Here is an 18238-nt window from a genome sequence, read left to right as displayed (position 1 = left end):
GTACATCCGTGCCACTAACGGACCGCAGCGCCCTGCTGCAGCCTCTTGATCGCCATGGTCTTCGGTGAGTGGGATCAGGGCTGGGGTGCAGCTGTGGGACGTCTTTCGCTGGCGCTGGCTCCTCCTGCGGGTCCAACGGACGGAGCCAATCAGCGGCCGGGCCGGTGACCGGCACCGCATCGGGCTTCGCCTAGAGGATTGATTTCAAGGGTCAGTGGTCGTAGGCGATCAGTGATCGTGGGGTCGGCGCGCCGATGTGGTCGTTGTGCCAGATGGCGGCGGTGAGGGCCAGGACACGTCGCAGGACGCGAACCCAGACGCCGAGCGGGGTGTGTCCGCCGTCGTGTTCGAGGTCGAGCTGTCCCTTGAAGGTGTCGTTGATCGACTCGATCACTTGCCGCAGCGGCTTGAACAGGGCCGCTCGGGGCCGCGGTGTCTCGCCGGCGCGGGCAGGGCGCAACAACGTGATGCCGTGGCCGTGCAGCGTGGCTTCGAACTGGCGGCCGTAGTAGTGCCGGTCGGCGATCACCGCCTGTCCCGTTCGGCCGCAGGTCAGCGTCGGGTCGGCTTCCAGCGGACCGAGCAGCACCTCACGCTCGTCGGCCTTGGCGCCGGAGACGGCGAAGCCGACGGGCAGTCCGTGCAGGGTGCGGAACAGGTGTAGTCGCAGTCCCCAGAAGTAGCGGGAGTGGCTGGCGCAGTAGCCGTACTCGGCCCAGCCGGCCAGCTCCGAGCTGTGTGCTGCCTCTCGGGAGCGGGCGCATTCCACCGGGGTGGAGTCGACCACCCACACGTCGTCAAACCACAGATGCGTGTCGCGGGCCAGCACGGCGATCAGCCAGCGGAGCGTGTCGGCCAGCCGGCGCAGCCGCTTGTTGTAGCCCGGCTGTTGGGGCAGATACGGGAATAGGTGCCGCAGCTAGGCGTGGGCGAACCGCAGCCAGCTGGCCTCGCTGGTGCGGCCCAGTAGGGCCTGCATCACCGCGAGGGTGACCAGCTCGGCGTCAGTGATCCGCGGTGCGATCCCCCAACCGCCGGGCGGGCCGGGGCGCGGTCGGGCGAAGCCTTCAGCAGATCATCGGTGCGTACATAGAGTGCCGTGGCGAGGGTGTCCAGATCGGCGTCCACGAGGACCTCCGAGGTTCGACGTTGGATCAGCAACGCCGAGCCTGGGCACCCTCGCCCATCAGGCGATCAAGGCACGCCGAAGCACCGCCCGAGACGTTCCCGCGGGAACGCGGTGAAGGACGGCGGCTTGACGACCCTCCGCGGGAACGTCACCACCCCTTGGAATCGATCATCTAGTCGGTTTCGCGCACCGGGATGGGCATCGAGATCCACCTCCGAAGAACTTGCCGGTGTCCCGCCGTCGTGATCATCACGGCAGTGACCGTCGCTCTGTGGAGACACGCCCGAACACCGCTCCCGTTGCTGACCACCGGGCTGACTTCGACGATTTTGCCGAGTCCCTAGGCGCGGCTTCCGGCTGCTCAATTGGTACGGGAGGCCGAAATGCCGCGGAAGGCTTGTCTAGGCAATAGCCGGGCTAGTGCCCCCCGCCATGCCAAGCCGCAAGTCGGTAGTTCCGACACCGCCTGCCGTCCAAAGGCTTCCGGTGTTCGCTTGGAAGGCCAACGAGTAGCTGGAGCCTCCGGCTATGCTCGGGCTGGTACGGGCCATCATGCCCAATTGCAAGTCGGCAGTCCCAGCCGCACCAGTCGTCCACAAATTCCCCGTGTTCGATTGAAAGGCAATGCCGAAACCGCCGGCGCCCGCGGCGATACTAGGGCTGGTTCCGCGCATCATGCCCAGGCCACGGTCAGCGGTCCCGCCGGCGCCGGTCGTCCACAGGTTGCCCGTGTTGGCTTGAAAGGCGATGCCGTAGCCAGCGGAGTTTGCGGCGATAGCAGGGCTCGTGCCAGCCATCATGCCTAATCCGCGGTCGGCCGTCCCGGCGGCGCCAGCCGTCCACAAGTTGCCGGTGTTAGCTTGGAAGGCGATGCCATACCCGCCGTTATGGGAGGCGATCGCCGGGCTTGTGCCCCGCATCATGCCAAGGTGGAAGTCGCCTGTTCCCTGGGTCCCCGCAACCCAGAGGTTGCCAGTGTTAGCTTGGAAGGCGATTTGGTAACCGCCGGGCACGGCAGCTATTGCCGGGCTCGTCCCGGCCATCATGCCGAGGCCAAAGTCTCGAGTCCCGAGCGGGCCCGTAGTCCACAAATTACCAGTATTCGCTTGAAAAGCGACCTGGTACCCGCCGGACACGGCCGCGATGGCCGGGCTGGTGCCGGGCATCATGCCCAGGCCTCGATCAGCAGTGCCAGCGCCCCCCGCCGTCCACAGGTGGCTAGTGTTGGCCTCAAACGCAATGCCGGCGGTCGGAGTGGTAACACTTCCACCGGGGGCGCCAGCGCCTACGTCGTGGATGTGCAGAAAGCCGGTGGGCGCGTTGACTGATATCCACCCTGCGTCGGTGTATCCGCCCGCGCCGCTAGGGACATAATTGTCCGCACGCACATACACTTGGGCTCCGTCAGCGCTCACTTGCTCGACGTAGGCGACGTGATTCCCGCTTTTCCACCAAGCCACCGAGCCAACGGCTGGTCGACGGTCAGAGGAAAATACGTTGCCCCACTCGGAGGCATTCCCCCACGCGCGCTTAGGGTCGACCATTCCCGCTTGCTGAAGGCGCCAGGCAACGTAGAGGGTGCAGTTGTGCGGCCCGGAAGGCGTTCCGATGCCGCCAGCGCCCTGCTCGCCGTAGTACCGCCAGGCCCAACTGTTGCCGGTGCTTGCAGCCGTCGCTGCGTATCCGCCAGTTACGCAAGCATAGCCGCGGTCGTGACAATAGCTACCGATAAATCCCGTCGTCCCCTGTGCGATAGGTGCGAGGATCACGCCAATTAGGACGACCGCGAGCGCGGCCAATGATACGACCAACTGACGAAGCAGCCCCACACGCCGGAGCAGAGTACCGGCGCGTGCCGACGAGGAACGGCATGGAACAGCGTTGCGCATGCTTTCGACCTCTCAAGGGACGGCAAGCGCCAGGCCTCTTGAGCCGTCAAATCGACGCTCTCGCCCCCCGCGCTGGCCTGCTTCATAGCGGGTAGTGCGGCGTTCCTGCAACGAGGGCCGGCACGACTCCATCGCTCGCCGTGACTCGGGGTGCGTGGCGGCAGGTGGGCGTGGCAGGTCGGTCACTGTGAGTCAGGTCTCAGCCATGGCGGCAGTGACTGTTACCGTGCGTCATCCACGGTGACGGTCACTGAGCCTCCCTGTAGTGGATCCGTCTGCCTGTTGATCACGTGGTGCGGTCGTGCATGTGGTGGAGCAGGACGAGGGCGGCGGTGATGATGCCGATGCGCCAGGGGCACAGGCTGACCCGGCGCAGCGCCCTAAAGCTGGTCTTCAGCAAGGAGTTGCCGCGCTGTACGGGCCACGCCCCTCAGGATGAGCTGCTGACCATCGGTCAAGCCGGGGGGTAACTCGGGACCGGCGAGCGATGCATCCGCCGGCTCGTCGCCCAGCGCCGCATCCCCTACATCAAGCTCGGCAAGTACGTGCGCCTGCAGCAGTCCTCTCTCGACGCCTTCATCGAGGCGGTCCGCGTCCCCAGCGAGTGAGCTGGCGCTCCACGAGGTGTCCCGTGAGGGTCTGCCCGTCGAGGAGAGGCGGGCGAGCGTCTGCAACCGACGGCGCATTTCGAGCCTCAGCCAAAATGGGGGTTAAGTAGGGCTCAGTCACACAACCCGCGCCCTCTGGGCACCACGACTCCGCACTGAGCTGGAGCTTGAGCCGACGGGGGGACTCGAACCCCCAACCGCCCGATTACAAGTCGGGTGCGCTACCAGTTGCGCCACGCCGGCGGACCACGGGGACGAGTCTAGGGACCCCGCCTGGGTGCCGGTCCGGCGGCGGCGTCCGCGGGCGCCGTCACAGCCGCGGGTCGACCGGCTCGGACTCCAGGGCCAGAACGGCGAACACGCACTCGTGCACCCGCCACAGCGGCTCGCCCCGGGCCAGCCGCTCCAGCCCCTCCACGCCGAGCGCGTACTCCCGCAGGGCCAGCCCCCGCTTGCGGCCCAGCGAGCGCTCGCGCAGCCGGTCGAGGTGCTGCGGCTCGGTGTGGTCCGGGCCGTAGACCAGCCGCAGGTACTCCCGGCCGCGGACCTTGAGCCCCGGCTGCACGTACCCGCGCCGCCCGCGGCTGAGGTTGGCCGCGGGCTTGACCACCACCCCCTCTCCCCCAGCGGCGGTCAGCTCCTCCCACCACCGGGTCGCCGCGGCCTCGCCGTCCGGGTCGGTCAGGTCGACGGCCTGCGCCCGGGTGCCGCGGACCAGCTCCGGGTCGGCCTGCGCCAGCCGGTCGGCGACGGACAGGTGCCAGGCGTGCGGCCGGTCGGCGTACGTCGTCCCCGCCGTGGCGAGCAGCTGGAAGGGCGCCAGGGAGATGCCGGTCAGCCCGTCGGTGGGCCAGCAGTACCTGCGGTAGGCCCGCGTGAAGGCCTCGGCGTCGGCCACCCGCCGGCGCTGGCGGTCCAGCAGGTCGGTGACCTCCAGACCCCGGCCCGCGGCCCGTTCCAGCGCCGCGACGGCCGGGGGCAGGGCCGTGCGCGCGGCCGCGCCGACCGCGGCGTACTGGTTGCGGATCAGGTCTGCGGCCTTGGCCGACCACGGCAGCAGCTCGGCGTCCAGGAGCAGCCAGTCGGTGCCCAGCTCGCCGAACAGCCCGGCGCGCTCGGTGGCCGCGGCGAGGCGGGCCAGCAGCGCGGCGGTGGGGTCGGCGGCGAGGAGGGACCGGCCGGTGCGGGTGTGCAGCACGCCGCCGCCGTTCCGGCGCACCAGCGCGACCGCCCGCGAGCCCATGTGCTTCTCCTGGCAGACGACGTCGGTCACGCCCTCGCCGCGGTAGTACGCGAACGCCTCCGCCGGGTGCTCGAGCAGCCCCGGCCGGGTGGAGCTGGCCGAGGGGCTCATCGTCGGCGGCAGGTACAGCAGCTGCTCGGGTGCGACCGCGAACCGGCTCACCACCTCGATCGCCGCGGCGGCGTTCTCCTCCCGCACCGTCACCCGCCCGGCCAGGCGGGTCTCCACGACCCGCTTGCCGAGCACGTCGGTGACGTCCAGGACGCCGTCCGGGCGGGTCGCGGGTGCAACGGCCGGAGCGGCCGGCGGGAACGGCCGGACCGGCTCGTGGTGGACCCGCTCGGCCGGGACGGCGACCAGCTCGCGCTCGGGCCAGCGCAGCGCGGTGAGCCGCCCGCCGAACACGCAGCCGGTGTCCAGACACAGGGTGCCGTTGACCCACTCCGGCTCCGGCACGGGCGTGTGCCCGTAGAGGACCGTCGCCCGGCCGCGGTACTCCTGCGCCCACGGGTAGCGCACCGGCAGGCCGAACTCGTCGGTCTCGCCGGTGGTGTCGCCGTAGAGCGCGAAGCTGCGCACCCGCCCGCTGGACCGGCCCTGCAGCACCTCCGGGAGCCCGGCGTGCGCGACCACCAGCGCCCCGCCGTCGAGCACGTAGTGGCTGACCAGGCCGTCGCAGAACGCCTCGACCCGGCGCCGGAAGTCGTCGTCCTCGGCCTCCAGCTGGGCCAGCGTGCGGTCCAGGCCGTGGGTGACCTGCACGTCCCTCCCCCGCAGGGCGCGCACCAGCTTGGCCTCGTGGTTGCCCGGCACGCACAGCGCGTGCCCGGCGGCGACCATGCCCATCACCAGCCGCAGCACGCCGGGTGAGTCCGGGCCGCGGTCGACCAGGTCGCCGACGAAGACCGCCCGGCGCCCGGCCGGGTGCGCGGCGTCCACGGGGCGGCCCCGCTCGTCGCGGCGCAGCGTGTAGCCGAGCTCCCCGAGCAGTGTCTCGAGCTCGGCGCGGCAGCCGTGCACGTCGCCGACCACGTCGAACGGGCCGGTGTCCTCGCGCCGGTCGTTGTACTGCTTCTCGTAGGTGACGACGGCGCGCTCGACGTCCTCCGGGGACAGCACGTGCACCTTGCGGAAGCCCTCCCGGCCCAGCCCGCGCAGCCCGCGGCGCAGGTCGGCCTGCTGGCGGTGGACGACGCCGGGCGGGAGGTCGCGGTCGGGCCGGGCGGCGTTGCGGGCCAGGCACTCGCGCTCGGGCACGTCGAGCACGACCGCGACGGGCAGCACGTCGTGCTCGCGGGCCAGCCGCACGAGGGAGGCCCGGTCCTCGCGCTTGACGTTGGTCGCGTCCACCACCGTCAGCCGACCGGCGCGCAGCCGGACGCCGGCGATGTGGTGCAGCAGCGCGAAGGCGGCCGGCGTCGCCGACTGGTCGTCCTCGTCGTCGGCCACCAGGCCGCGGCAGGCGTCGCTGGAGAGCACCTGGGTGGACCGGAAGTGCCGGCGCGCGAAGGTGCTCTTGCCCGAGCCGCTCGCCCCGACCAGCACGACCAGGGACAGGTCGGGGACGACGACCTCGCGCGGTGCGCCGCTCACGCCGCGGCCCCGGCGGCCCCGTGGGTGAACACGGCCAGCTGCGTCGGGGGCCCGACCTCCGGGTCCTCCTCGCCCACCCCGGCGAGGCGGACGCCGTACCCGTGCCGCTGCCCCACCGCGGCCGCCCAGCCGGCGAACTCCGCCCGGGTCCACTCGAAGCGGTGGTCGCGGTGCCGGAACGCGCCGGCCGGCAGGCCCGGGAAGCGGACGTTGTACTCGACGTTGGGCGTGGTGACCACCACGGTGCCCGGTGCGGCGGCGGCGAAGACCGCGTGCTCCAGGGCGGGCAGCCGGTCGGGGTCGAGGTGCTCGACGACCTCCACCAGCACCGCCGCGTCGAAGCCGCGCAGCCTCGCGTCGGTGTAGGTCAGGCCGCTCTGCAGCAGCCGGACCCGCGCTCGCTGCCGCTCCGGCAGCCGGTCCAGGCCCAGGCGCCGGGCGGCGACCTCCAGCGCCCGGGCGCTGACGTCGACGCCGACGACCTCGGTGAACGCCGGGTCGGCCAGCAGCGCCCGGAGCAGCGCCCCGTCACCGCAGCCGAGGTCCACCACCCGGCCCGCCCCGGCCGCGCGCAGCTCGGCCAGCACCGCCGCGTGCCGCTGCCGCGCGAGGGGCAGCGGGTGGTCGTCGGTGTCGCCGTGCGCATCGCCGTGCGCATCGCCGTGCGCATCGCCGTGCGCATCGCCGTCCGGGGACGGCGGCCCCCCGGCGGCGGCGACCGGCGGCGCGGTGGCGTCGTCCACCGCCTCGACCTCGGCGTCGTCGACCTCGGCCAGCCGCTCGATGGCGCGGCGGGCCAGCACCGTGCGGTGGCGCAGCCACCGGCGGGTGATCAGCTCCCGCTCCGGGTGGGCGGCCAGCCAGCCGCTGCCGGCGCGCAGCAGCTTGTCCACCTCGTCCTCCCCGACCCAGTGGTGGCGGGCGTCGTCGAGCACGGGCAGCGCGACGTAGAGGTGGTTGAGCGCGTCGGCCAGCCGCAGCTGCCCGGTCAGCCGCAGGTCCACGTACCGGGAGTCGCCCCACTCGGGGAACGCCTCGTCCAGCGGCATCATGCCTGCCTCGACCCACCAGCCGAGCGGGGCGAAGAAGCGGCGCGCCACCTCCGCGCCGCCGCGGCAGGACAGCGCGGGTACGTGCACCTCCAGCGGCAGCGCGCGGTCGACCAGCTCGGGCCGCTCCCGGCTGACCCCGCGGCGGGCGCTGGCGAAGGCCCGCCCCAGCGCGACGGCCAGCAGGCTGGACGCGGCGTACGGGCGGTCGTTGACGTACTGCGCCAGGGGTCCCTCCGCGCCACCGGCGCGCGCGGTCCGCACCAGGCCGACCGGGTCCACCTCGAGCAGCAGCGCGACGGTGCAGCGGTCCTCGCCGGCCTCCGGGTAGAACACGTGCGCGGTGCCGGTGGAGACCTCGACCCGCTGCGCCCGCGCCGGGTTCTTGTGCAGCAGGAAGCCGAGGTCGGTGGCGGGCACGTGCGTGGTGGACAGGGTGACGAGCACGCCGCAGTGTGCCCGCCCGGCCGCGCCCGGTCGACCGGTTTGGCGGGCCCGGCTACGGGGCCGGGTCGCCGTGCCGCAGCTCGCCGCCGGGGTCGCTGCTGGCCAGCGGCAGGGCGGCGATCCACCGCGCGAAGCCCTCCGGGTCGCGCCGCTCGAGCTCGTCGAGGGTCGCCTCGCGGCGGGCGACGATCGCCGCGCGGGTGGCCGCGTCCAGCCGGCCGGTCAGCGCCGCCGTCGTGCGCGTCCACTCCCGGCCCAACTCGGCGGTGGCCAGCGCGGACACCGGCCGCGGGGACGACGGCCGGCCGGCCGCGGCGGGCGCGGACGTCGCCGGCGCCCGGCGCGCGCGGACCAGCCAGGTGACGGTGCCGGCCAGCACGGCGGTGCCGGCCAGCAGGAGGGTGAGCACTGCCCCACCGAGGACGACGGCACCGGAGAGGGCCAGCAGCGCCACGACCGCCGCCGTCCCGGCCTTCCAGGCCACGTCGAGGACCTCCGCCGGCCCGGGCAGGGAGTCGCGGGAGACGCCGGCGACCAGCGAGGCGGCCACCACCCCGGCCATCCCCACCGCGACCAGGCCGGGCGGGCGCAGCGCCAGGCCGCCGGCGACGACGAACACGCCGACGGTGACGGCACCGAGGCCGAGCAGGAGGCGGTGGAGCAGACCGCGGGTGGACACGAGGGCACCCTCCAGGGGCGGGGGCGGACACGAGGGACCGGGCGCCACCGGCGAGCGGGGGCCGGTTCCACCCCTACCCAACCCGCCACGCCGTTGCACCCTCCGTGGCCGGACGGCTTCACAGCGGCGGCCCGGGCGAGGACCCTCGACGGCGACCACGGGGGACGACCGTCATCCGGAGGTGCCCGTGTCCACGACGACCCCCACCCCAGTCGGGACGACCCCCGTGCCGCGCCCGCCCGGCGACGGCCCGCCCGCGGCGCCGGTCGTGGTCGGCGCCGACGGCAGCGAGTGCGGGCTGCGCGCCGTCCGGTGGGCGGCCGAGGACGCCGCCCGCCGCGGTGCCCCGCTGCGGGTCGTGCACGCCACGCCCCACCTCGGGCACCGCGGCGTCGCCGGCTCCCCCGCCGCCGGGCTGCCGCGCGCCCGCGGCGCCACGGCCCAGGCGTACACGGCCGCCGTCCACACCGCCCCGTCGGTCCCGGTCTCCACCGAGGTGGTGCCCGGTGACCCGGTGGCCGCGCTGCTGCGCGCCGCCGAGGAGGCGCAGCTCGTGGTGCTGGGGATCACCACGACCGGCGCGGCCGACGAGCTGGTGCTCGCCTCGGTCGCCCAGCGGGTCGCGGCCCGCTCCCCCCGCCCGGTGGTCGTCGTCCCCCGGTCGCGGCCCGGCGGCACCGGCTCCCGCCCGGACGTGGCGGTGCTCGGCCTCGGCGAGCGGGAGGACGACGAGCCGGTGGCCGTGTTCGCCGCCGACGCCGCGCTGCGCAGCCGCACCCCCCTGCTCGTGCTGCACGCCCGGCCCGACGACGGAGGCGCCTGGGCCGCGGACTCCCCGCGGTGGGCCGAGCGCTGGCCCGGCCTGCAGGTGACGCACGCGCCGGTGCCCTCCCCGACCGGTGGCCGGGTGCTGGCCGCCGCGTGCCCGACGCCGCTGCTGGTGATGACCGCCGGGCACGGCGGTCTGCTGCACCGGCCGCTGGACGGTCTGCACCGCTGGCTGCTGCGGCACTGCACCTCACCGATGGCCTTCGTGCCCCCGGTGCACCGGCGGACCGGGACCGAGCCACGGGAGGAGATCGTCGCCCTCGGGTGAAGGACCGCCCTCCTCCCCACGGGCCCCTGGAGGGCGGCCGTTCCAGCACGTCACGACGGGCCGGGTCCCGGCAGAGGGGCCGTTCGGAGGACGGCACCGGGGCGGGGGATGATCGCCGCCCGTGGGTACCTCCGCCGTCGACCTCGGGCCCCGGCTGGCCGTGGCACTGGCCGCGCTGACCGTGCTCGCCGCCGCGGCCGGCCGGCTGTCCGGCCTCGGCCAGGACCGCCCGGTCGCGGTGGCCGCCGTGCGGGCCACCGTCCAACTGGCCGCGGTCTCGGCCGTCCTGCTCGTCGTGGTGCGCTCGCTGGTCCTCTCGGCGCTGTTCGTGCTGCTCATGGTCGGTGTGGCCGCCGTGACCGCGGCCGGGCGGGCCACCGGGCTGGCGCTGCGCAGCGCCGGCGCGGCCCGTCGCGTGGGCACCGCCGCGGTGCCCGTGCTGGTCGGGGCCGTCCCGGTGGTGGGCCTGGTGCTGGCCGGCGGCACGGTGCCGCTGCGCGGGGAGGCGGTGGTCCCGGTCGCCGGGATCCTCGTCGGCGGGGCGATGACCGCGACCTCGCTGGCCGGCCGCCGCCTGCGGGAGGAGCTGGCCGTCCGGCGCGGCGAGGTGGAGGCCGCCCTCGCGCTCGGGCTGGTGCGCCGCGACGCCGTCCACGAGGTGCTGCGGCCGGCCGCGGCCACCGCGCTGGTGCCGCCGCTGGACCAGACCCGCACCGTCGGCCTGGTCACGCTCCCCGGCGCCTTCGTCGGGGTGCTGCTGGGCGGCGGGACGCCGGTGCAGGCCGGCGCGACCCAGCTGCTGGTGCTGCTCGGCCTGCTGGCGGCGCAGGTGACGGCCGTGTGGACGACGGTGGAGCTGGCGGCGCGCGGCCGGCTGCTCCCCGACGTCCCCCGCTGATGCGTCCAGGGACCTCACAGGGGACCGTCAGGGTCAGGCAAGTCGCACGGACGACAGTGGGGACCCGAGGGCGGTGCAGGGCCGCCCACGAGGAGGACGAGGACACGTGGACCCCTACGGCACCCCCACCCCGGCACCGGGCACCTGGGCGCAGCCGGGTTGGCCGCACCAGCCGGCCGCCGGGCCCGCGACGGGTGCGGCCGCGCCCGGGCACCCCGCCCCCGGCCAGCCGCCCTACGACCAGCCGCCGTACGACCAGCCGCGGCAGCCGGCCCGCCGGGCCGACCGGCTGCGGATCGGCGTGGCCGGCCTGCTCGCCGGCGCCCTGATCGGCGGCGGCGCCGGCGCCGGCGTCGTCCTGCTCACCGACCGCGGGGACGGGGCCGGCAGCGTCGCCGGCCCGGCCGCGGCCCAGAACGTCACGATCACCGACCCCGAGACGGCCACCGCCGTCACCGCGGCCGCGGCCAAGGCCGCGCCGAGCGCGGTCACCGTCTACGTCGCCAGCGGCGCCGGATCGGGCAGCGGGTCCGGCGTGGTCCTCAGCGAGGACGGCTACGTGCTGACCAACGACCACGTGGTGAGCCTGCCCGGTGGCGGCGAGCCGATCGTGTCGGTGCGCACCTCCGACGGCACCCTCTACGACGCGACCGTCGTCGGCACCCAGCCGGTCTACGACCTGGCGGTGCTGCGGCTGGAGGGCGCCTCCGGTCTCACCCCCGCCACGTTCGGCGACTCCGACGCGGTGCAGGTCGGCGACCTGGCCGTGGCCATCGGTGCCCCGCTCGGTCTGGCCGACACCGTCACCGACGGCATCATCAGCGCGCGCGGGCGGGCGGTGGCCACCGGGTCGGCCGAGGGCGACGCCACCGTCATCGACGCGCTGCAGACCGACGCCGCCATCAACCCGGGCAACTCCGGCGGCGCGCTGGTCGACGCCGCCGGCGAGGTGATCGGCATCAACACCGCGATCGCCACGGTGGCCTCGGGTGCGCCCGGCCAGGAGGCGCAGAGCGGCAGCATCGGCGTCGGGTTCGCCATCCCGGGCAACACCGCGGAGCGGATCGCCCAGGAGATCGTGGCCGACGGCTCGGCCGACATCACCTACCTCGGCGTCAGCGCCCTGACCGCCCCGGACGACACGAACCCCCGGATCGGCACCGGCGCGCAGCTGGAGCAGGTGCAGCCCGGCACCCCGGCGTCGGACGCGGGGCTGCAGGCCGGCGACGTGGTCACCGCGGTCGGCGACCGGCTGGTGACGACCTCGACGGAGCTGACCGCCGCCGTCCGCAGCGCCTCCCCCGGCGACCAGGTCACCCTCACCGTGCGGCGCGGGCAGGGCAGCGAGCAGGTCGAGGTCACCCTCGGCGCCACGGAGGGCTGAGCGGCCCCCGTCCGGGCCCGCGGCGAGCCTCGCGACCAGGCCGCTCTCATAAGGTGGGCGGGGTGTCGTCCAGCCCGCCGCCCGCTCCGCTGGCCGCCTCCCTGGACGACCCGGAGCGGGCCCGCGACCTGGCCCGGATGAAGCGGCTGGCCACCGGGCTGTTCCTGCTCGCCGCCGCCGTCTTCCTCGGCTGCGTGCTGCTCGGCGAGGAGACCGGCGCCTGGGTCGGATACGTGCGGGCCACCGCGGAGGCCTCCATGGTCGGGGCGCTGGCCGACTGGTTCGCCGTCACCGCGATCTTCCGGCACCCCCTGCGGATACCGATCCCGCACACCGCGATCATCCCGCGCAAGAAGGACCAGATCGGCGCCAGCCTGGGCACCTTCGTGCAGCAGAACTTCCTGACCCGCAGCGTGGTCGAGGAGAAGCTGGCCACCATCGACGTCCCCGGCCGGCTGGGTGTCTTCCTCGCCGCGCCGGGCCGGGCCGAGCGCCTGGCCGGGGACGCCGGGGCGCTGCTGCACTCGGTCGCCGGGCTGCTCAAGGACGACGACCTGCGCCCCGCCGTCGCCGACCTCGTGGACCGCAGGCTGCACGCCACCCCGGCCGCCCCGGTGGTGGCACGCACGCTGGAGCTGGTCGTCGACGGCGACCGGCACCAGGAGGTGCTGTCCGCCGCGCTGCGCGGGCTGGCCCGCTTCCTCGAGGACAACCGGGTGGTCTTCCGCGCCCAGCTGGGCGACGCCTCCCCCGCGTGGGTACCCGACTGGGTCGACGACCGGGTGTTCGACCGCGTCTTCTCCGGGGTGCAGGTCTTCCTCGCGGAGGTCGGCGACGACCCCCGCCACGAGCTGCGCCGGGTGTACGACGCCCGGCTGCGCCGCTACGTGCACGCGCTGCGCACCGACCCGGCCACCGCGGCCCGCGTCGAGGACCTCAAGGCCGAGCTGCTCGACCACCCCGCCGTCCGGACCTGGTCGGGGTCGCTGTGGACGACGCTCAAGGACGCCGCGCTGGCCGCCGCCGCCGACCCCGGGTCGGCGCTGCGGGCCCGGCTGGCCGGGATGGTCCGCGAGGGCGCCGAGCTGCTGCAGACCGACCCGCGGGTGCGGGAGCTGGTGCAGCGGCAGGCGCACGGGGCCGCCGGCTACCTGGTGGAGCGGTTCTCCGGCGACCTCGCCGACCTGGTGGGCAGCACCGTGGCCCGCTGGGACACCGAGGAGACCAGCCGCCGCATCGAGTTGCAGGTCGGCCGGGACCTGCAGTTCATCCGGATCAACGGCACCGTGGTCGGCGGCCTGGCCGGCCTGGTGATCTACACCGTCGCCCAGCTGCTGGGCTGAGCGGCCTCCGGCAGGGTCCTGCCGCCGGCGCGCCCCGTCAGCGGCCGGCGCGCCGGTCGAGGACGGCGGCCGCCAGCGCGAGTGCGCCCCAGGTCGCCGCCGAGGCGGCCACGGCAGCCGCCCGCGCCGGGCCCGGCACCGCCAGCGGGAAGACCGCCGCGTCGGTGACGTCGCACAGGACCCGCGCGGCGGCGGCCAGCTCCCGCGGCCGCCCGCGGGGCGCCACGGCCACCGCCGCACCGAGCACGGCGTCCCGGGCGCCGAGGGCGCGCACCAGTGTGCGCGTGGCGGCGGTGTCGGGCAGCCCGCTGGGCCGGACGAGCAGCCCGGGGGCGACGACGAGGGCCAGGGCGTAGGCAGCGGTGGCGGCACCGTGCAGCGAGGTCAGCGAGCGCACCGGACCATCCGAGCAGCGCCGTCCCGGCCCCGCCACCGGCCGCCGGGCCGTCGCCGCCCGCCCCCGACCGTCGCCGGGCGGGTCAGCGGCGTGCGGCCGCCGCGGCGTGGAGGGCGATGCCGGCGGCGACGCTGACGTTGAGCGACTCGGTGTCCCGGGCGATGGGGATCCGGACGACGAGGTCGCAGCGCTCGCGCACCAGCCGGGACAGCCCCGTCCCCTCGGCGCCCACCACCAGGGCGACCGGGTCGGCGAAGCCGTCGAAGTCGTGCACGTCGACGTCGCCGTCGCCGGCCAACCCGACGGTCACCAGCCCGGCGTCGGCGTAGGAGCCCAGCGCACGGGCCAGGTTGACCGCGCGGGCCACCGGCAGCCGCGCGGCGGCGCCGGCGCTGGTGCGCCAGGCCGACGCGGTCATGCCGACCGACCGGCGCTGGGGCACCACGACGCCGTGCGCGTCGAAGGCGGCGGCCGAGCGGACGACGGCGCCGAGGTTGCGCGGGTCGGTGACGCCGTCCATGGCGACCACCAGGGGCGGGCGGCCGGAGTCGCGGGCGAGGTCGAGGAGGTCGTCGGGGTGCGCGTACTGGTAGGGCGGGACCTGCAGGCCGATGCCCTGGTGCAGTGCGCCGTTGGACATCCGGTCGAACTCGGCCCGGCCCACCTCGAGCAGCGGCAGACCCCGGTCGTTGGCCAGGTGCAGCGCCTCGGTGATCCGCTCGTCGGTCTGGGCCCGCGAGTCCCCGGTGACCACGTACAGCGCGGTCGCCGGGATCCGTGCCCGCAGCGCCTCCACCACCGGGTTGCGGCCCAGCAGCAGCTCGGGGGCCTCCTCGGCGCGCTGGCGGCTGCGGTCGCGCTCGGTCCGCCGCCGGACGTCGGCGGCGGCGCGGCGCTGGGCGGGGTGCCCCGGGCGCATCTCGGCCGGCGGGGTGGCACCCCGCCCGGCCAGCGAGCGCCGGTTCTTGCCGCCGGTGCCCGCGGTCGCGGTCTTCTTGCCCGCGCCGCCGGAGCGGCCCCGGCGCTGGCTGTTGCCGGCCATCAGCGGCTCAGCTCCCATCGCGGTCCGGAGGGGGTGTCCTCGACCTGGACACCGAGGGCGGCCAGGGAGTCGCGGACGGCGTCGGCGGCGGCGTAGTCCCGGCGCGCGCGGGCGGCCTGCCGCTGCTCCAGCGCCAGCGCCACGAGCCCGTCGGCCACCGCCGACAGCCGGTCGTCGCTGCGCCCGCCGGCCCAGTGCGGGTCCAGCGGGTCCAGGCCCAGGACGCCGAGCATCGCGCGCACCGAGCCCAGCGCGCCGGCGACCGCCTTCTCGTCGCCCTCGGCCAGCGCGGTGTTGCCCTGCCGGACCGTCTCGTGGACGGCGGCGACCGCGGCCGGGGTGGCCAGGTCGTCGTCCAGGGCGGCGCTGAAGTCCGCGCAGAGCACCGGGCTCCCCGCGTCCGCCCCCACCCGCTCGGCAGCGCGGGTCACGAACGACTCGATGCGCCGGTAGGCGGCCCCGGCCTCGGCCAGCGCGGCGTCGGTGAATTCGATCGTCGAGCGGTAGTGCGGGGCGACCAGGTAGTAGCGCAGCTCGACCGGCCGGGCCCGCTGCACGACCTCGTCGACCAGGGCGGTGTTGCCCAGCGACTTGCTCATCTTCTCCCCGCCGAGGGTCACCCAGCCGTTGTGCAGCCAGTACTGGGCGAACCCGTCACCGGCGGCGCGCGACTGCGCCTGCTCGTTCTCGTGGTGCGGGAAGCGCAGGTCCAGCCCGCCCCCGTGGACGTCGAACTCCGCCCCGAGGTAGCGCCTGGCCATGGCCGAGCACTCCAGGTGCCAGCCCGGCCGGCCGCGGCCCCAGGGGGTGGGCCAGGACGCGGTGTCCGGCTCGCCGGGCTTGTGCGCCTTCCACAGCGCGAAGTCGCGGGGGTCGCGCTTGCGCTCGTCGGTGTCGGTGTCGGCGGCGGGCTCCAGGTCCTCCACCGGCTGGCGGGTGAGCGTGCCGTAGTCGGGGAAGGAGCGGACGTCGAAGTAGACGTCGCCGTCGACGGCGTAGGCGTGGCCGCGCTCGACCAGCCGCCCGATCAGCTCGACCATGTCCGGGACGTGCCCGGTGGCGCGCGGCTCGTAGGTCGGCGGCAGCACGCCCAGGGCGTCGTAGGCGCGGGTGCAGGCCAGCTCGTTGGTGTACGCCCAGGCCCACCACGGCACGCCCCGCTCGGCGGCCCGGGCGAGGATCTTGTCGTCGATGTCGGTGACGTTGCGGACGTAGGTGACCTCGAGGCCGGACGCGGCCAGCCAGCGGCGCAGCACGTCGAAGGACAGCGCGGCGCGGACGTGCCCGACGTGCGGCTTCCCCTGCACGGTGAGCCCACAGACGTAGACGGAGGCCTGCCCGGCACGCAGGGGCGTGAAGTCGCGGACCGCACGGGCGGCCGTGTCGTACAGGCGGAGGCTCACTGCGCGGAGTCTACGGAGCGCAGCATCAGCCCGGCGCAGAGTCCACGGCCGCCGTCCGGACCACCAGCGCCGTCGCCACCGCCGCCCGGCCCTCACCGCGGCCGGTGAGCCCCAGGCCGTCGGTGGTGGTGGCGGTGACGCTCACCGGGGCGCCCAGCGCCTCGCCGAGCACCCGCTCGGCCTCCGCGCGGCGGGCGCCCACCCGGGGGGTGGTGCCGACCAGCTGGACGGCGGCGTTGCCGACCCGCCACCCGGCCGTCTCCAGGACCTCGCGGACGTGACCGAGGACGGCGGCCCCGCGCGCGCCGGCCCACCGGGGGTCGTCGGTGCCGAGCAGGCCGCCGATGTCGCCCAGCCCGGCGGCGGACAGGACGGCGTCGGTGAGGGCGTGCGCCACGACGTCGCCGTCGGAGTGCCCGGCACAGCCGTCGGCACCGGGCCACTCCAGGCCGGCCAGCCAGCAGGGGCGGCCGGCCTCGACCGGGTGCACGTCGACGCCGATCCCGACCCGGGGCAGCTCGCTCACCGGGTCGCCGGTGCCCACGGTTCGACTCCGGGCTCGGTCGGCTCCCCGGCTCGTGACACGGGTCGCTCACGCGGCCGCTCCGCCTCTCGCTCGCTGGCGCTCGCTGCGATGCCCACGGCCTGTCCGCTCCCGGCATCTCCGTGCGGTGCTCGCTCGCCCGTCGCACCCACGGTCAGCTCGGCCAGCGCGAGGTCGTGCGCCACCGTCACCTTGGCCGAGCGCTCGTCGCCGGGCACCGTCGTCACCGCGACCCCGGCGGCGCGCACGACCGCCGCGTCGTCGGTCAGCTCCACGCCGGGGGACAGCCGGCCGTAGGCGTCGGTGAGGACGGCGCGCGCGAAGCCCTGCGGGGTCTGCACGCGGCGCAGCGTCTCCCGCGGCAGGGTGCCGGTGACCACGCCGTCGCCGGCCACGCTCACCGTGGTGTCGACCACCGGCAGCACCGGGACGACGGCCGGGGCACCGCCGGCCAGCGCGGCGAGCACGCGGGCCACCACCTCCGGCGGGGTCAGCGGGCGGGCCGCGTCGTGCACCAGGACCGCCTCGGCGTGCTCCCTGACCGCGGCGAGGGCGGCGCGGACCGACGCCGTCCGGCTGCTGCCGCCGGCGACCAGCCGGACCCGGTCCGGCAGGACGGCGGCGAAGGCGGCGAGCTCGTCGGGCGGCACGGCCACGACGACCTCGGCCACCCCGCCGTCCAGCAGGGCCTGCACCGACCAGTGGACCAGCGGCCGGCCGCCGAGCGGGACCAGCGCCTTCGGTGTCGCCCGCCCACCCACGACGGCCCCCAGACGCGAACCACTCCCGGCCGCTGCGACGATGCCGGCAGCGTGCACGGGAGTGGTCCGGGGGTGCGGGAGAGGCTCGGTGGCCGAGCTCAGCTGGCGAGGACCTCGTCGAGGAGGACCTCGGCCTTGTCCTCGTTGGTGCCCTCGGCGAGCGCGAGCTCGCTCACCAGGATCTGGCGCGCCTTGGACAGCATGCGCTTCTCACCGGCGGACAGCCCGCGGTCCTTGTCGCGGCGCCAGAGGTCGCGCACGACCTCGGCGACCTTGTTCACGTCGCCGGAGGCGAGCTTCTCGAGGTTGGCCTTGTAGCGGCGCGACCAGTTGGTCGGCTCCTCGGTGTGCGGGGCACGCAGCACCTCGAAGACCCGGTTGAGTCCGTCCTGACCGACGACGTCCCGGACACCGACGATCTCTGCGTTGTCGGCCGGCACGCGCACGGTCAGGTCGCCCTGGGCGACCTTCAGCACGAGGTAGGCCCTCTCCCCACCCTTGACCGTCCGCGTCTCGATCGCCTCGATGAGAGCGGCTCCGTGGTGCGGGTAGACAACGGTCTCGCCGACAGTGAAGCCCATGTGTGTGTGACCCCTTTCGCTGTCCACAGGCTACCACGGCAGCCCGGCGGACGGGACCCCGCAGATCCGTAAACCCGCAGGTCAGCGGCCCGACGGAGTGTCCACGAGGGGTTGACAGGAGCCCGGTCGGTGTGCGTCCGGGCCCACGCGGC

The 18238-nt window shown here is 75.2% G+C and carries 15 protein-coding genes, 1 tRNA gene and 2 pseudogenes; 5 read left to right on the top strand and 13 right to left on the bottom strand.

Features of this window, described 5'->3' with window-relative positions:
* Positions 1-211: 211 nt before the first annotated feature.
* From RTG05_RS03165 to RTG05_RS03160, 3 genes and pseudogenes are all read right to left on the bottom strand, one after another.
* The gene (locus tag RTG05_RS03165; protein WP_315912558.1) at positions 212-859 is read right to left on the bottom strand and encodes a transposase; all 648 of its coding nucleotides are present in this window, start codon (positions 857-859) and stop codon (positions 212-214) included.
* 671 nt (positions 860-1530) lie between these two features.
* Positions 1531-3018 (bottom strand): CHAP domain-containing protein, encoded by a 1488-nt coding sequence (locus tag RTG05_RS22290; RefSeq protein WP_396349620.1) that lies wholly within the window; start codon positions 3016-3018, stop codon positions 1531-1533.
* A gap of 286 nt (positions 3019-3304) precedes the next feature.
* Positions 3305-3439, bottom strand: a pseudogene (locus RTG05_RS03160) (IS5/IS1182 family transposase); the annotation flags it as partial.
* 61 nt (positions 3440-3500) lie between these two features.
* Here RTG05_RS03160 and RTG05_RS03155 point away from each other — a divergent pair.
* A pseudogene (locus RTG05_RS03155) lies at positions 3501-3626 on the top strand (helix-turn-helix domain-containing protein); the annotation flags it as partial.
* A 170-nt stretch (positions 3627-3796) separates the two neighbouring features.
* Here the strand turns inward: RTG05_RS03155 and RTG05_RS03150 are convergent.
* The 4 genes from RTG05_RS03150 to RTG05_RS03135 all read right to left on the bottom strand — a co-directional run bounded on the left by RTG05_RS03150 (position 3797) and on the right by RTG05_RS03135 (position 8637).
* Positions 3797-3869: transfer RNA gene (locus RTG05_RS03150), tRNA-Thr, on the bottom strand.
* 67 nt (positions 3870-3936) lie between these two features.
* Positions 3937-6462, bottom strand: a complete 2526-nt coding sequence (locus RTG05_RS03145; RefSeq protein ID WP_166527427.1) for a polynucleotide kinase-phosphatase — start codon at positions 6460-6462, stop codon at positions 3937-3939.
* Entirely contained in the window at positions 6459-7958 is a 1500-nt protein-coding gene (locus RTG05_RS03140) for a 3' terminal RNA ribose 2'-O-methyltransferase Hen1 (RefSeq protein ID WP_166527426.1), read from the bottom strand. The genes RTG05_RS03145 and RTG05_RS03140 overlap by 4 nt, the downstream gene beginning before the upstream one ends.
* A gap of 52 nt (positions 7959-8010) precedes the next feature.
* Positions 8011-8637 (bottom strand): hypothetical protein, encoded by a 627-nt coding sequence (locus RTG05_RS03135; RefSeq protein ID WP_166527425.1) that lies wholly within the window; start codon positions 8635-8637, stop codon positions 8011-8013.
* A 226-nt stretch (positions 8638-8863) separates the two neighbouring features.
* Here RTG05_RS03135 and RTG05_RS03130 point away from each other — a divergent pair, with 226 nt between their 5' ends.
* The 4 genes from RTG05_RS03130 (at position 8864) to RTG05_RS03115 (ending at position 13358) form a co-directional block, all read left to right on the top strand.
* On the top strand, positions 8864-9733 hold the full coding sequence (locus RTG05_RS03130; protein ID WP_315912275.1) for a universal stress protein: 870 nt from the start codon (positions 8864-8866) through the stop codon (positions 9731-9733).
* A gap of 121 nt (positions 9734-9854) precedes the next feature.
* Entirely contained in the window at positions 9855-10631 is a 777-nt protein-coding gene (locus RTG05_RS03125; RefSeq protein WP_166527423.1) for an ABC transporter permease, read from the top strand.
* 106 nt (positions 10632-10737) lie between these two features.
* Positions 10738-12015 carry a S1C family serine protease gene (locus tag RTG05_RS03120; RefSeq protein ID WP_166527422.1) on the top strand — a complete coding sequence of 426 codons (1278 nt, stop codon included), beginning with the start codon at positions 10738-10740 and terminating at the stop codon, positions 12013-12015.
* Positions 12016-12077: 62 nt separating this feature from the next.
* Positions 12078-13358 (top strand): DUF445 domain-containing protein, encoded by a 1281-nt coding sequence (locus tag RTG05_RS03115; RefSeq protein ID WP_166527421.1) that lies wholly within the window; start codon positions 12078-12080, stop codon positions 13356-13358.
* Positions 13359-13395: 37 nt separating this feature from the next.
* Here RTG05_RS03115 and RTG05_RS03110 read toward each other — a convergent pair whose 3' ends face one another.
* From RTG05_RS03110 to RTG05_RS03085, 6 genes are all read right to left on the bottom strand, one after another.
* The gene (locus RTG05_RS03110; RefSeq protein WP_166527420.1) at positions 13396-13755 is read right to left on the bottom strand and encodes a hypothetical protein; all 360 of its coding nucleotides are present in this window, start codon (positions 13753-13755) and stop codon (positions 13396-13398) included.
* A gap of 82 nt (positions 13756-13837) precedes the next feature.
* Complete coding sequence (rlmB, locus tag RTG05_RS03105; protein ID WP_315912557.1) at positions 13838-14797, bottom strand: 23S rRNA (guanosine(2251)-2'-O)-methyltransferase RlmB; 960 nt, start codon at positions 14795-14797, stop codon at positions 13838-13840.
* Positions 14797-16200: a cysteine--tRNA ligase gene (gene cysS / locus RTG05_RS03100; protein WP_166527419.1), complete on the bottom strand. Its 1404-nt coding sequence runs from the start codon at positions 16198-16200 to the stop codon at positions 14797-14799. The genes rlmB and cysS overlap by 1 nt, the downstream gene beginning before the upstream one ends.
* 25 nt (positions 16201-16225) lie before the next feature.
* Positions 16226-16726 (bottom strand): 2-C-methyl-D-erythritol 2,4-cyclodiphosphate synthase, encoded by a 501-nt coding sequence (ispF, locus tag RTG05_RS03095; RefSeq protein WP_166527418.1) that lies wholly within the window; start codon positions 16724-16726, stop codon positions 16226-16228.
* Positions 16723-17562: a 2-C-methyl-D-erythritol 4-phosphate cytidylyltransferase gene (gene ispD / locus RTG05_RS03090; RefSeq protein ID WP_166527417.1), complete on the bottom strand. Its 840-nt coding sequence runs from the start codon at positions 17560-17562 to the stop codon at positions 16723-16725. Before ispD ends, ispF begins: the two co-directional genes overlap by 4 nt.
* A gap of 41 nt (positions 17563-17603) precedes the next feature.
* A complete protein-coding gene (locus tag RTG05_RS03085) occupies positions 17604-18086 on the bottom strand; it encodes a CarD family transcriptional regulator (RefSeq protein ID WP_166527416.1) in 483 nt (160 codons plus the stop codon).
* Between the last annotated feature and the right edge of the window lie 152 nt (positions 18087-18238).

Origin of the sequence: Geodermatophilus sp. DSM 44513 (genome assembly GCF_032460525.1) — a bacterium.
GTDB lineage: Bacteria > Actinomycetota > Actinomycetes > Mycobacteriales > Geodermatophilaceae > Geodermatophilus.
Note: the sequence above shows the minus strand (reverse complement) of the source record. Positions and strands in the feature narration are given on the sequence as shown.